Origin of the sequence: Streptomyces sp. NBC_01451 (assembly GCF_036227485.1) — a bacterium.
In the GTDB taxonomy this organism is placed as follows: Bacteria; Actinomycetota; Actinomycetes; order Streptomycetales; family Streptomycetaceae; genus Streptomyces.
Genome location: NZ_CP109479.1, coordinates 4,580,332 through 4,593,888, shown reverse-complemented (window position 1 = coordinate 4,593,888; position 13,557 = coordinate 4,580,332). Strand labels below are relative to the sequence as shown.

Below are 13,557 nucleotides of genomic sequence, written 5' to 3'. Positions count from 1 at the left end.
GCCCGGAGTAAGCGCCGTCAGCCGGCCGGGGACATGTTCCCTGGCATGGCTGACCGCATCGCCGGCCGACCGCCGAAAGCAGAGGCTGAGCCTGAGGCGTTGACCTTGGATGAGGCGATGGCCCGCTCGTTCGCGATCCTCGATCGCGTCCTGGCTGCCTTCCCGGTGATCGCTACGGTCGGCTTGTTCTCCGGGGGTAACGACTCCGTGGTCGTCAACCACCTCTTCCGGCAACGGGTGGATGCGATCGCGCACGTCAACACCGGTACCGGCATCCCCGAGACCACCCACCACGTGCGCGACGTGGTTGCCGCCTGGGGCCTGCCCCTGCACGAACTACGGCCCAAGCACTCCTACCGGGATCTCGTTCTCGGCAACGTGCTCGCCACGCGGGGCGCGAACATCGGCCGGCAGGTGTGGAAGGGCTTCCCCGGGCCGGCCGGCCACTCCGTGATGTACCGCAGGTTGAAGGATGAGCCGCTGCAACGCCTACGCGGGCAGATCATCGGCCGTCAGGGGCGTCGTCGCAACGTCGTCTACCTGGGCGGCATGCGCTGGGCTGAGACCGACCGCCGGTTCCGCAACGCCGAAGAGGTCGACCGTGAGGGCGCCCTGATCTGGGTGTCTCCGATCGTGCACTGGACCGATGCCCACATGCGTGAATACCGGGACCGGCACCGCTGCACCCTCCCGCACGAGCACGCCGCACACCTGCTGTGCACCCCGGACGCGCTGCCGCTCAACGAGGTCACGGTTCACCTGCACATGTCGGGTGAGTGCCTGTGCGGGGCGTTCGCCAAGCCCGGCGAACTCGATGAGATCGAGTTCTTCTACCCCCACGCCACCAAGCCCTTGCGGGAGTTGCAGCGCGAGGCAGAGACGGCCGGACTGACCGCCTGCGCATGGGGTCAGCGACCGCCCGGCTCGCGTCGTCGCCGCTCAGCCGGGCGCCTGTGCGCCAAGTGCGACGTCATCGAGGGGCAAGCCGACCTGCTCGCCGAATGGCGCGAGGCGGGCCTGATCACCCCCAGCCAGTTCGACACCTTCACCCGCCCGGAAGCCGCCTGAGCTGCGGCTATCCGAACAGAGCACGGCGCGAAAACCACCCTGAAAACGCCCACTCACACGCCGAAAGAGGGCTGACCGTGTCCAAGTCCGATATCCGCCGTATCGACCGCGAGATCCACAAGGCCACCGTCAAGCTCGAAGCGGTCAGGCGGGGCGAGTCGTGGCCGCTCAACGGTGCCGAGCGTCGGGCGATGGCCCGCGCCACCGTCGGCGGCTCCTACAAGGTCGTGCGCGGCAAGAGCACCGCCCGCGCTGAGCAGCAGATGGACACCACCACCGCCAACGCGGAGATGCGGCTGACCGCCGAACTCACCGCCCTGCACGGCGAGAAGCAGCGTCTGATCACCGAAGCCGCCCGCGCGAAGGCCGCACGGAAGGCGTCGGGGTGGTGGTGAGCGTGGACGACAGCCGTTGCCCCGCCGCTCATCCGCAGGACCCAACCGCGTGCGTCGGCCCGCCCGTGGTGAGCGTCCTGGACGCGGTCAACGCCGGCGCGGACGGATGTGAGCACCACGGTGCCCGGCTGCTGGCCTCCCTGGCCGGCGGGCGCGTCTACCCGCTGCCCGACGCCCCGCCCGGTGCGGCGATCCGCGTGTTCAAGGCCGCCGACACCATCCGCCCCTTCTGCTGGTTCGACGGACCGCGCAGCGACCCATCGCAGCTCAGCCGTGCCGAGAACCGCGCCCGACACCACCGCTGAACCTCGTACGACCGCCGGGGTGCCCGCTCTTTCCACGGACACAGGCACCCCGGCACCCATCCTCCATTCCCGCCCCGCAAGAGGGGCAGTCAGGAGCAGTACCAGCATGACTGAGAACGTCATCCCTCTCACCAAGACCTCGCTCACCGACCCTCAGACGGACGTGACACCGACCGTGCTGACCGTGGTGCCCGACGCCCCGCCCGCGCCCCTGACGCCGTTGTGGGTGCGCTCCGGACGCGCCGTGAAGACCGCCGTCACCCACGAGAACACCAAGAGTGCTGCGCGTGCGGTGGCGCGGCACAGTCTCTACACGTTCAACGGGGGCCGGATCGTGGCCCGCCGCACCTGGGACGGCAAGACCGGCGCCCGTTACGAGCGCATGATCCGCACGGCCGAAGCCGCGGGGAACCTGGAAGCGGCTGAGGAGTGGGAGGAGCGTTTGCAGCGTTTCCGGCAGGCTCGCCACCACCGCCGCATGGACCTCCTGCACTCGCCCGTCGAGGCCGCCAAAGGCCTCGCGGTCGGCACCGGGGTGGGCATCGGAGTGCTGGTCGCCCTCGGGGTCGTCATGGCGATCAACAACCACGACATCACCGACGTCATCACCCCCCTGGCAGCGACCATCGAGTTCATCGCCCTGCTCATCCGCATCGTCCAGGTCACCTGGGGCACCGCCATCATCGTCGGCCCGCTCCTCGCCCTGCTCGCCCTGTGGGCCGTGGGCAGCAAGCAGCAGGCCGCACCCGCATGGGCGCTGCCCGCCAACGTCCGCAGCAGTGAGGGCGAGCCGGTCACCCCGTCCATCGTCGTCAAGGCCCTGCGCGACCTCGGAGTACCCGCCCTGCGCAACGCCATCAAGGACATGGGCGACGCCGGCGCGTCCATGCTGGGTCCGATCCGGATCGCCGGATGCGGCGTCGAAGTCGACGTCACCCTTCCCTCAGGGGTCTCCACGATCGAGGTGCAGAATCGGCGCCGCAAGCTTGCGGAGAACCTGACTCGGCACGAGCACGAGGTGTTCATCACCATCCCGCAGGCGGCCCGCACGGTGCGGCTGTGGGTGGCCGACTCGGGGGCGTTGGATGAGCCGATCGGGCCGTCTCCGCTGGTCACCGACGAGACGATGACCGCCGACTACACCAAGGGCAAGGCGCCCTGGGGGCAGGACCTGCGCGGCGACATGGCCGCACTGAGCGTGTATCAGCGCCACCTGCTGATCACCGGGCTGTCGAACCAGGGCAAGACCGTGGCCCTGCGCTCCCTCGCGCTGTGGTTGGCGTTGGACAAGTCGGTGCAGTTCTGGATCGGTGACCTCAAGGGCGTCGGTGACTGGAAGATGTTCTTCGGGCTGGCCGACGTGCTGATCCAGGGTCCGACCGATGACCACGTGATCCAGGTGACCGAGATGGTGGAGCGGGCGGTGGAGGAGATGAACCGCCGTATCCAGGCGCCGCCTGGAACGGTGTTCCCCGCCCTGATCGTGATCGTGGACGAAGCACAGATGGCGTTCATGTGCCCGGTCGTCGACGACGAGCGCCGCCCCTACGGCGGCTCTAAGGCCACCTCGCGGTACTTCATGGCCGTGCGCAAGATTCACAACCAGGGTCGCGCGGTGAACGTGCTGATGTGGCAGGGCACCCAGGACCCCACCGACCAGAACCTCCCCAAGCTGGTCCGCGAGGGCGCCCACACGCGGGCCTCGCTCGCGCTGGGCACGGAGTCGCAGGCGCGGATGGCACTGGGAGACAAGGCCGTCGACGGGGGCGCGGCCCCCAACCTGCTGCGCCCGGGGCTGGATCAGGGAACCCTGGTCCTGGCGTCGTCCGGCATCGCCATTCCTGCCGGGCAGGCGTCCATCACGGTCCGCACGCACTACATCGACGACGACGCGGCCGAAGCGATCACCGACCGCGCCAAGGCGATGCGGTCCGGGGTCACCACGCTGACCGTGATCGAGCGGGGCGAGGAGCGGGACGCGCTCGCGGACATCTTCGACGTCATGGGCGACGAGGAGCGCTCGCTGACGCAGGACATCGTCAAGCGGCTCTCGGTCCTCGCGCAGGACGTGTACGGCGACTGGTCGTTCATCGACCTCAAGCGCGTGCTGGAGGCCGCCGACGTCGAGCCGTACAAGTCGCACGGCCGGATGAACATCCGCCGTGACGACGTCGCCCGCGCCCTCGCCAACCGCGACAGCGACGGTTCCGCTTCCGCCTCCTGAACGCGGGGAGGCAGACCCACCCGTTCCGGGGAGGCGGGGAGGACTCCCCAACCGCCTCCCCACCCCGCCTCCCCCACGCTGATCAGCACAAACATCGTTTCGGGGAGGCGGGGAGGCACCCCAGGTCAGACCCCGAAAACCCCCTCCACAGCGCACCCGGCAGGGGGTGTCCCCGCCTCCCCGACCATCCCCCGGAAGGGATTCCGCATGTACCCCGACCACACCTCGCCCGCGCCCGAAGGGCGGGCCCTGGACGTCCATATCCCCACCCCGATACAGCCCGTCCTCGCCGCGCCGGCGCCGCTCGTTCCCGTCCAGCCGGGCACCGTCCCTGCGGTCGCCTCCGTCGTCCTGCCCGACGGGCGGGTCGTCACCGGTTACGCCATCGACCCCGTGCGGCCCGAACCGGTCGCCGCCCCGCCGGCCGTCTCCCGTGCGGCCGTGAACGTCGCCCTCGGGGGCGTCGGGTTCCTCGCGGTGTGCGGCGGCCTGCTGCTCCTGACGACGTTCGTCGCCGCGCTCACCGCGCTCATCACTCAACTCATCACGCTCGCCGCCATCATCTTCGGCGGCTGGATCGCCGTCCAGATCTTCAGCGGGAGCGGCCACCGGGGCGGGACCACGGTCAACATCCGCAAGGCAGTCATCAAGCGCAACAAGTTCTACGGCTGAAAGGGCCCAACTCCCGTGCCTCGAAAGGAAGCCATGACCACGCCCGCCACCGCATCCGCCGCCTTCCGCGACGATGACCCGCTCATGGAAGCTATCGCCCTTGCCGTCTGGGAACAGTGCGAGCGGCAGGACTACCGCACCACCAACGACGACCCCCGCAACATCGCCGCCGTCGCCGCCACCATCGCCCGCACACTCCTGCTGCCCGACGCCACCACCGCTGACGACCCCGCGCCGGAGCCGGAGTCGTGGCCGACGCCGGAAGACGCGTACGCCGGCGCCCCGCACCCCCGCGACGAGTTCGACTGGCTCATCAGCCAGGCCGACGCCGGCAAACGCAACCGGGAGTGGTGGCTGCGCCGCGCCGCCGTCGTCGACCGCAGGAGCGCCGCTCTCCCGTCCGACCACCGCCTGAGGGACGAACACGCCCTCGAACTGGCCCACTTCCTGATCGAGCTGGACGGCGCCACCGTCACCGGCGACCCGCGCGGTTACATCCGCCGCGAGTACGCCCTGTGGGCCAAGAACCAGTAGCTACGCCAAGGGCGGCCCCCCACTCTCGCCAAAGAAGCGGGGCCGCCCTTGTCCAGCCAGTCACCATCAAGGAACTGGAGACATCCAGCATGCCCCACTCCATCCCCTTGCTGAAGGCGGCTCTGACCGCCGCTGAGCAAGGCTGGCACGTCTTCCCTCTCCGTCCCGGTACCAAGCGCCCCGCGCTGCACGGTGAGGCCGCGTGCCCCGGCACCGGCCCGTGCGCGGCGGGACACCGCAAGTGGGAGCAGCGCGCGACCACCGACCCCGACGTGATCCGTGCCGCCTGGTCGCGGGCCCCGTACAACGTCGGTATTGCCGCCGGTCCTTCCGGGCTGTTGGTCGTCGATCTGGACATGCCCAAACCCAACGGCAAGAACGGGAAGGGCAGTTCGGACGCGCCTTGCGGCGCGACGACCTTTGCGGCGCTCTGCGAGCGCGCCGGCCACCGTGTGCCCGATACCTACCGGGTGCGGACCGCGAGCGGCGGATCGCACCTGTACCTCACCACCCCGCCCGGCATCCGGCTGACCAACACCGCAGGCACCATCGGCCCGTTGATCGACACCCGCGCAACCGGCGGCTACGTCGTCGCCGCCGGAAGCCTCACCCCCATCGGACCCTACAAAGCCCTCAGCGCCCCTGTGGCGGCCCCGGTGCCCGGATGGCTGCTGAGCATCCTGAAACCCGCCCCCAAGCCCGTACAGACCCCCTCAGGGCCCGTAGTGGAGCAATCCCGTCGATATGCGGATGTAGCGTTCACCAACGAGGTACGGAACGTGGCCACCGCCGCCGACGGCACCCGCAACGCCACCCTGCTACGCGCCGCCCGCGCCCTGGGACGGTTCATCGCATCCGGCGACCTCACCCGCACACGGGTTGAGGACGCTCTTAGAGGGGCAGCGGGGGCCAACGCCACACAGTCCCAGCGCTACTACGACGACGTCATCCGCCGCGCCCTGGACTGGTCCATCACCCACAACTCGCCCCGGAGCAGGGCCGCATGACCAACCCCCCTGCCCCCTCTAAGAGCCTCACCGCACCCGCCAACCGCCCGCGCGCCGCCGAACCCACCGCGCCCCGGACGGCCGTGGGCGAACCGAAGGGCGTCGCCGAAGGCGTCCCCCATGCCGTTCTCCCGAACCCGCCACGCGGCGACGGCCGTTACCCCGTCGCATGGCTCCACATCTGCGCCCCGCGCGGCGCCACCCCGACCGCCACCTCACGGTGCGAGTGCGGCCGGAACCGCAGCGCCGTAGGACACCGCCGCGTGCTCGCCCTGATCGACGACCACACCGCACACCGCGACACCTGCCCGCTCCGCACCACCACGGAAGAAAGGGCCGCCGCATGACCGCCAACGACGTATCGCCGAACCTGTGGGAAGGGTTCGACGACCTGACCGCCGAGGACATCACCGGACCCGTCTGGGACGAACCGGTACCCCTCAAGGCCAGCCCTCCGCTCCCGCCGTTCCCCGTCGACGCCCTGCCCCCGTGGCTGGCCACCATGGTCCACGGTGTCGCGGAGGAGACGCAGACCCCCGCAGACCTCGCCGGGTGCCTCGCGCTCGCTGTCATCGCCACCGCCGCCGGCGGACGCGTCAAGGTGTGCGTGCGCGGCCACTGGCGCGAGCCCGTCAACCTCTACACCGCCGTCGCCCTGGACCCCGGCAACCGCAAGAGCGCCGTGTTCGACCTCATGGTCCGCCCCCTGCTCGCCACCGAGAAAGCCCTCATCGAACTGTCCGGACCCATCCGGGCAGAAGCAGAGACCACCATCCGCCTCGCCAAATCCGCAGCGGACAAAGCAGCAGGCAGGGCTGCGGGAGCCGAACCCGACCAGCGGGCCGCACTCACCGCAGAAGCCGTCCAACTCGCCCAAGCCGTCGACGAGATGAGCGTTCCGGCCGTGCCGCAGCTCGTGGCGGACGACGTGACCCCGGAGAACATCGGCACCCTGCTGTACGAGCAGGGCGGGCGGATCTCCTGCCTCAGTGCCGAGGGCGAGCTGTTCGACATCATCGCCGGCCGCTACAGCGGCAAGCCCAACATGGGCATGTTCCTCAAAGGCCACGCAGGCGACATGATCCGCGTCAACCGCCAAGGACGCGAAGCACAGCACATCGACGTCCCCGCCGTCACCATCGGCCTCGCCGTCCAACCCGAAGTCCTCGACGCCCTGTCCCGCATCGACGGTGCGGACGGCCGCGGCCTGCTCGCCCGCTTCCTGTATGCCAAGCCCCTGTCCCTGGTCGGACGCCGCAACCTCTCGCCCGATCTGCTGGACGAGCAGGTGGCCGCTACCTACGCGCAGAGGCTCGGGGGCCTCACCCTGGCCCTGGCCGGCTGGACCGACCCCGCCCTTCTCCAACTCACCCCCGAGGCAGACGCGGTCCTGCTCGCCTTCCAGAAGGTCACCGAGTCCCGGCTCGGACCGGACGGGAGCTACGCGTCGATCGTGAAATGGGCGTCCAAGCGGGACGGAGCCGTCGCCCGCATCGCCGGTCTGCTGCACCTGGCCGCGCACACCGAGGACGGCTGGCACCAGCCGATCGACGCCGCGACCATGGCCGCCGCCACGACCCTGGGCGACTACTTCACCGCGCACGCCCTGGACGTGTTCGACACCATGAGCGCCGATCCCGCCCACGATGCCGCCCTGGACGTCCTCGCGCAGCTCGTCACGGCCGGCCTCGCGCAGTTCACCAAGCGGGAGCTGTTCCGCATGCTGCGCCGGGCCGACTTCCCCGCCATCGCCGACCTTGACCCCGTCCTCGCCCTGCTCGAAGAACACGGATGGATCCGCCAGGTTCCCCCGCCCCCGCGCACCGGACGCGGCGGCCGGCCACCCTCCCCCCGCTACGAGACCCACCCCCGCATCGCACGCAGTGTCTGACACAACCCCCTGAGCGCCGACACAACCGACAGAACCTCGCTTGCAAGCCGCTGACCTGCAAGAACGACCATGATCACGGTTTTGACAGAACTGAGTTAAAACTCGACAGAACCTCCCGCCCACGGGTCGCAGGTTCTGTGACAGAACCCCGCCCACCGAGGTTCTGTCAGGTTTTAACTCAGTTCTGTCAAAGATCACGAACCGGTCGAAACCGCAGGTCAGCGGTCTAGCGGCGAGGTTCTGTCAGTTCTGTCAGCGGATTCCCGGTTCCCGCAGGACCTGACAAGGAGTCCCACCGTGGCCCGCCCCGATTCCGGCATGTGGCCAAGTGCCCGCATGCTCCGCGCAGGAAGGCATCCCCGATGAGCAACTCTGTGCCGCCCACCGACGATGACCCGACCCTCGTTCTCCTGACCGTGGAAGAGGCCGCTCGCCGACTCCGTATCGGGCGGACTACGTGCTTCGCGCTCATCCGTACCGGAGAGCTGGAGTCCATCGACATCGGCCGTCTGCGACGAGTCCCCGCCGACGCTGTACCCGAGTTCGTTACTCGCCGCCGCAAGATCCAGCGCCCCACCATCGCCGCCGCAGCCTGAGGAGTACGCATGGCAGAAGACGAGAGCAAGCGCACCCGACAGCCCAACGGCCGCTCATCCATCTACCTGGGCAAGGACGGCAAGTGGCACGGCCGCGTCACCGTGGGCATCCGCGATGACGGCACGCCTGACCGCCGCCACGTCGAGCGCAAGACCCGTGCCGAGGTGACGGCCGCTGTCCGTGAGCTGGAGAAGCAGCGTGAGGCCAAGTCCTTGGCCAAGCCGGGCAAGCCGTGGACGGTCAAGATGTGGTTGACCCACTGGATCGACACCATCGCGCCCCTCGCCGTGAATGAGAACACCATGGTCGGCTACGGCGTGGCCGTACGGAAACACCTGATCCCTGCACTTGGGGCCCACCGGCTCGACAAGCTAGGACCCGAGCACATCGAGCGCTTCTACGGGAACATGCAGGCTGACGGTCGCAAGGCGGGAACGATTCACCAGATCCACCGCACCCTCCGCACCGCGCTGAACGAGGCCGTACGGCGTGGCCACTTGGGACGAAACCCCGTCCAACTCGCCAAGGCACCCCGCCTACGGGAGGAGGAGGTCGAGCCGTACAACGTCGAAGAGGTCCAGCGGCTGTTGCTGGCCGCCGAAGACGGCCGGAACTCCGCACGCTGGGCCGTGGCACTCGCGCTAGGTCTCCGCCAGGGGGAGGCGCTAGGCCTCAAGTGGGCTGACGTGGATCTCGAACGGGGCGTCCTGATGGTCCGTCGGAGTCGCCGCCGCCCGCGCTACGCCCATGGATGTGGAGACCCTTGCGGCCGGAAGGCGGGCTACTGCCCGCAGCGGCAGCGGACGAACCCTGAGACGGCCGACACCAAGTCCCGCGCGGGACGGCGCGCGGTCGGTCTGCCCGCTCAGCTCGTGGACCTGCTCAGGGTCCACCGGACCAAGCAGGACATCGAGCGCGCGGCGGCCGGCGATGAATGGGCCGACGACGGATGGCTGTTCGCTACCCCGACCGGTCGGGGCACGTCGCCCCGCACGGACTACGACGACTGGAAGGATTTGCTTGACCACGCGAAGGTACGGGACGGCCGATTGCACGATGCCCGCCACACCGCCGCCACGGTCCTGCTGATCCTCGGAGTTTCCGAGCGGGCCGTCATGGGGCTCATGGGGTGGTCCACTACGGCCATGGCCGCGCGGTACCAACACATGGTGGACTCCGTTCGGAACGACGTCGCCCGACGGGTTGACGGACTCATCTGGAAGCCAGCGGGAGACCGGCCGACCGACGATGACGATGGGTCCGCCGGGGTGCTCGTACCAGCGCGGTGACGCATCCGAGGGGCAGGCTTTCCAGCTTGCCCCTCGGACTGAGTTACGGCGTTGGCTGCTTTGTCGCTGTGCGTCGGGCCGCCCGCTGAGCTGCCATCTTGGCTCGCTGGGCAGGTTGGACGTACAGCACGAGCACTGCCTCGTCGATGAGTTCGGCAATGTCTGCGATCTCTTCAGTGGAGTAGGCGAGGGCATCGTGCGCCGCATCGTTTCCGACGAATCGGGCCTCGTGGAATGCGGCTACGATCTCCTCGGTAGCGCCAAGGCTCTTCAATCCGGTGATGCGCTCGTACAGATTTTTGCCGACAGCGCCGCGCTCTTTGACGATCTGTTCCACGGTCGCTCGGTATCCGATGCCGGCGAGACGGAAGGCACCCGCAGCCTCTGCTAGCGCGGCCTCTGCGAATACTTCCCGGACGGTCTCGGGTGTCTCCGGAGCCAGTTCGCGGGGCGCCCTGCCAGGCCAGACCTGTTCGATGTCGATGGTGGTGTACGACTCGCGGATCTCCCCACCCGAGAACAGCTCTGTCGCAACGTTGGCAAGACGGAGGTAGGCGCTTTCTTTCGTGCACCAGTTGCAGTTCAGGATCATCAGGCACCTGACGATTTTGGAATCCGTACGCTCGCGGAAAGTACCGCTCAACTTTGAATGCGACCTGACGGTGAGCGTCGTATGACGGACGCAGTGGGGGCACTCTCCGGCGACCGTGGTGTGCAGGGGGTCGGAGCCATCTAGCTTGGCGAAGCGGTTCGTCACAGAAGGACCGTATCTACAGGCAGACTCAAGCGTCACCTGTTTTGGCTAGAGCCTCTCGTCGCGAAGGGCTCCGGCAAGGGTCACGACTGGTCAACTGAGACGGAAACTGAGACGGAGATGCGCGAAGGGTCCGGCTCATTGAGTCGGACCCTTCGTCTACCTGCGGTAGCGGAGGGATTTGAACCCTCGGTGACTTGCGCCACACTCGCTTTCGAGGCGAGCTCCTTCGGCCGCTCGGACACGCTACCGAGGGGAACCTTACAGCAAGGTGCGGCATGGTTCGAAATCCGTTAATCGGCGGCCCCCACCGGCGGATCAGCGGTCCGTCAGCAGTGCGCCGCGCAGGCCGGCAAGCAGTCCTGCAAGAGTCCGTCCGCAGTCGGTCACCGGTCACCGGTCACCGGTCAGCGGTCGTGGCGGAAGAAGGTGGTGAGGAGGTCGGCGCAGTCGTCCGCGAGGACGCCGCCGATCACCTCCGGGCGGTGGTTGAGGCGGCGGTCGCGTACGACGTCCCAGAGGGAGCCGGCCGCGCCCGCCTTCTCGTCGCGGGCGCCGTAGACGACCCGCTCGATCCGCGACTGCACGAGGGCGCCCGCACACATCGTGCAGGGCTCCAGCGTCACGACGAGCGTGCAGCCGGACAGCCGCCACTCACCGAGCCGCGCCGCGGTCCGCCGGAGCGCGAGGACCTCCGCGTGCGCGGTCGGATCGCCCGTCGCCTCACGCTCGTTGTGCCCGGTCGCGAGCACCGTCGTACCGTCGGCGGCCAGGACGACGGCGCCGACGGGGACGTCACCGCCCAGGGCGGCGCGCCCGGCCTCGTCCAGGGCGAGCCGCATCGCGGCCCGCCACGGATCACGGACGGGGTCGGGCGCCCCTTCGTCGATCGGGCCCTGTCGGCTCAGCGCACCGTCTCCAGGACCTCCGAAGCTCCCAGGGCCTCGGCGATCGCGCTCAGCGCGTCGTCGGCGTCCAGGGCGCGCAGTTCCTTCTCGCCGACGCCGAGGTCGTCGAGGATCACGGGGTCCCCCACGGGGCCGTGCGGCACCGCGTCGGCGGGGGCGCCGGTCTCCTCCTCGTCGTCGGAGGCGGTGTCCGGATCGTCGTCCGACTCACCGTCCTCGGTGCCGTCGAGGTCGAGGGCGTCGAGATCCGGCTCGTCGGCGTCCGGATCGCGGCCGAGCAGTTCGGCCGTGAGCAGGATCTCACCGTACGAACTACGGGAAGCGGCGGCGGCGTCCGAGACGTAGATCCGGGGGTCGTCCTCGCCGTCGATGCGGACGACGCCGAACCAGGCGTCCTCCTGCTCGATGAGCACCAGCACCGTGTCGTCCTCGGGGGAGGCTTCACGGGCCAGTTCGGCCAGGTCCGACAGGGTTTCCACATCGTCGAGCTCTGTGTCGCTCGCTTCCCACCCGTCTTCGGTGCGCGCGAGCAGTGCGGCGAAGTACACCGTGACTCTCCCACTGTTCCTAGGCGTGCCGGTTGGGGGTCCCCCCGGCGGAGGTTATGGGCGGGGAAGGCTGTGCGCCGAGCCCCACCCACTCGGCATCGTGGCAGAAACGGAGCGTTCAGGGGACGTCTTCGACACCCTGTGTCCGGCTCAATTGATCGGTTGTCAGCCGAGCCCTTCAGCAGCGCTCTCATTGCCGCCACCAGCGGATCGTAACCGGCTTCCTTCAGCGCCCCCGCACGGCTACCCCCTCAACGCGTGCGCTACCAGCGGAACGTACGCATACGCATGGCGTGGCGAAGGCGCGCGGCCTTGGCTCGGCGGGGCTGTACACGGTCGCGCAACTCGCGGGCCTCGGTCAGTTCGCGCAGGAAGACGGCCCGGCGCCGGCGCCTCTCGGCCTCGGTCTCCGACGCCTTCCGGCCCTGGTCGGGTTCACGGCCGGGTTCATGACCGGGTGCTTGGACGGGTTCATGGTCAGGCATGGGCAGCACCCCCAATCCGTCCCTCCACCTTCCCTCCGTCGGGCGGTTTGATGCCAGCGGAAGGGTGAGGGGGGAGTGGAGCCGCTGTACGGGGAAGCGGAACCGCTGTATGGAGGGCGGGCCGCTGCGCGGGACCCCGGCTACTGGCACGGCTACTGTTAGGCCCATGCGTCTCCACGTCGTCGACCACCCTCTGGTCGCCCACAAGCTCACCACTCTGCGCGACCAGCGCACCGACTCCGCGACCTTCCGCCGTCTCGCCGACGAGCTGGTCACCCTGCTCGCCTACGAGGCCACGCGCGACGTGCGCACCGAACAGGTCGACATCACGACGCCGGTCGCCCCGACCACGGGCGTCAAGCTGTCCTACCCGCGCCCGCTGGTCGTGCCGATCCTGCGGGCCGGCCTCGGCATGCTGGACGGCATGGTCCGGCTGCTGCCGACCGCCGAGGTGGGCTTCATGGGCATGGTGCGCGACGAGGAGACGCTCCAGGCGTCCACGTACGCCACCCGCATGCCGGAGGACCTCTCCGGGCGCCAGGTGTACGTCCTCGACCCGATGCTCGCCACCGGCGGCACCCTGGTCGCGGCGATCCAGGAGCTGATCAAGCGCGGCGCCGACGATGTGACGGCCGTGGTCCTCCTGGCCGCCCCGGAGGGCGTCGAGGTCATGGAGCGCGAGCTGGCGGGCACCCCGGTCACCGTCGTGACGGCCTCGATCGACGAGCGGCTGAACGAGCACGGCTACATCGTCCCGGGCCTCGGAGACGCGGGCGACCGGCTGTACGGCGCGGCCGAGTAGCAACCCGGCCGGAGAGCACGAAATACACCGAGGGCACCGGGGGCACCGAAAACACGGAGACCACGGCGAGCACGGAGT

16 protein-coding genes and 1 tRNA gene are annotated in these 13,557 nt (G+C 69.3%); 12 read left to right on the top strand and 5 right to left on the bottom strand.

Going from position 1 to position 13,557, the window contains the following annotated elements; genetic code table 11:
• Positions 1 to 99 precede the first annotated feature (99 nt).
• The 11 genes from OG595_RS20125 to OG595_RS20075 all read left to right on the top strand — a co-directional run bounded on the left by OG595_RS20125 (position 100) and on the right by OG595_RS20075 (position 9,982).
• The gene (locus OG595_RS20125; protein ID WP_329273836.1) at positions 100 to 1,068 is read left to right on the top strand and encodes a phosphoadenosine phosphosulfate reductase family protein; all 969 of its coding nucleotides are present in this window, start codon (positions 100 to 102) and stop codon (positions 1,066 to 1,068) included.
• A gap of 77 nt (positions 1,069 to 1,145) precedes the next feature.
• Positions 1,146 to 1,463 (top strand): hypothetical protein, encoded by a 318-nt coding sequence (locus OG595_RS20120; RefSeq protein WP_329273834.1) that lies wholly within the window; start codon positions 1,146 to 1,148, stop codon positions 1,461 to 1,463.
• Positions 1,464 to 1,465: 2 nt separating this feature from the next.
• The gene (locus OG595_RS20115; protein WP_329273833.1) at positions 1,466 to 1,768 is read left to right on the top strand and encodes a hypothetical protein; all 303 of its coding nucleotides are present in this window, start codon (positions 1,466 to 1,468) and stop codon (positions 1,766 to 1,768) included.
• A 106-nt stretch (positions 1,769 to 1,874) separates the two neighbouring features.
• Positions 1,875 to 3,992, top strand: a complete 2,118-nt coding sequence (locus OG595_RS20110) for an FtsK/SpoIIIE domain-containing protein (RefSeq protein ID WP_329273831.1) — start codon at positions 1,875 to 1,877, stop codon at positions 3,990 to 3,992.
• A gap of 207 nt (positions 3,993 to 4,199) precedes the next feature.
• A complete protein-coding gene (locus OG595_RS20105) occupies positions 4,200 to 4,664 on the top strand; it encodes a hypothetical protein (RefSeq protein ID WP_329273829.1) in 465 nt (154 codons plus the stop codon).
• Between the two features lie 33 nt (positions 4,665 to 4,697).
• Positions 4,698 to 5,198 (top strand): hypothetical protein, encoded by a 501-nt coding sequence (locus tag OG595_RS20100; RefSeq protein WP_329273828.1) that lies wholly within the window; start codon positions 4,698 to 4,700, stop codon positions 5,196 to 5,198.
• A gap of 89 nt (positions 5,199 to 5,287) precedes the next feature.
• Positions 5,288 to 6,205 (top strand): bifunctional DNA primase/polymerase, encoded by a 918-nt coding sequence (locus OG595_RS20095; protein WP_329273826.1) that lies wholly within the window; start codon positions 5,288 to 5,290, stop codon positions 6,203 to 6,205.
• Positions 6,202 to 6,552 (top strand): hypothetical protein, encoded by a 351-nt coding sequence (locus OG595_RS20090; RefSeq protein WP_329273825.1) that lies wholly within the window; start codon positions 6,202 to 6,204, stop codon positions 6,550 to 6,552. Before OG595_RS20095 ends, OG595_RS20090 begins: the two co-directional genes overlap by 4 nt.
• Positions 6,549 to 8,096, top strand: coding sequence for a YfjI family protein (locus OG595_RS20085; RefSeq protein WP_329273823.1), 1,548 nt, complete (start codon positions 6,549 to 6,551; stop codon positions 8,094 to 8,096). Before OG595_RS20090 ends, OG595_RS20085 begins: the two co-directional genes overlap by 4 nt.
• Positions 8,097 to 8,458: 362 nt before the next feature.
• A complete protein-coding gene (locus OG595_RS20080; protein WP_329273822.1) occupies positions 8,459 to 8,692 on the top strand; it encodes a helix-turn-helix domain-containing protein in 234 nt (77 codons plus the stop codon).
• Positions 8,693 to 8,701: 9 nt separating this feature from the next.
• Positions 8,702 to 9,982 carry a tyrosine-type recombinase/integrase gene (locus tag OG595_RS20075; RefSeq protein WP_329273821.1) on the top strand — a complete coding sequence of 427 codons (1,281 nt, stop codon included), beginning with the start codon at positions 8,702 to 8,704 and terminating at the stop codon, positions 9,980 to 9,982.
• A 43-nt stretch (positions 9,983 to 10,025) separates the two neighbouring features.
• Here OG595_RS20075 and OG595_RS20070 read toward each other — a convergent pair whose 3' ends face one another.
• The 5 genes from OG595_RS20070 to OG595_RS20050 form a co-directional block, all read right to left on the bottom strand.
• Positions 10,026 to 10,739 (bottom strand): DUF4145 domain-containing protein, encoded by a 714-nt coding sequence (locus tag OG595_RS20070; protein WP_329273819.1) that lies wholly within the window; start codon positions 10,737 to 10,739, stop codon positions 10,026 to 10,028.
• Positions 10,740 to 10,902: 163 nt separating this feature from the next.
• Positions 10,903 to 10,987: transfer RNA gene (locus OG595_RS20065), tRNA-Ser, on the bottom strand.
• 156 nt (positions 10,988 to 11,143) lie between these two features.
• Positions 11,144 to 11,578: a tRNA adenosine(34) deaminase TadA gene (gene tadA / locus OG595_RS20060; protein WP_329273818.1), complete on the bottom strand. Its 435-nt coding sequence runs from the start codon at positions 11,576 to 11,578 to the stop codon at positions 11,144 to 11,146.
• Between the two features lie 62 nt (positions 11,579 to 11,640).
• The gene (locus OG595_RS20055) at positions 11,641 to 12,192 is read right to left on the bottom strand and encodes a tRNA adenosine deaminase-associated protein (RefSeq protein WP_329273817.1); all 552 of its coding nucleotides are present in this window, start codon (positions 12,190 to 12,192) and stop codon (positions 11,641 to 11,643) included.
• A 263-nt stretch (positions 12,193 to 12,455) separates the two neighbouring features.
• Entirely contained in the window at positions 12,456 to 12,677 is a 222-nt protein-coding gene (locus OG595_RS20050) for a hypothetical protein (RefSeq protein WP_329273816.1), read from the bottom strand.
• 166 nt (positions 12,678 to 12,843) lie between these two features.
• On the opposite strand from OG595_RS20050, the gene upp reads away from it, so the two are divergent.
• Positions 12,844 to 13,479 carry a uracil phosphoribosyltransferase gene (gene upp, locus OG595_RS20045; RefSeq protein WP_329273814.1) on the top strand — a complete coding sequence of 212 codons (636 nt, stop codon included), beginning with the start codon at positions 12,844 to 12,846 and terminating at the stop codon, positions 13,477 to 13,479.
• Positions 13,480 to 13,557: the final 78 nt, after the last annotated feature.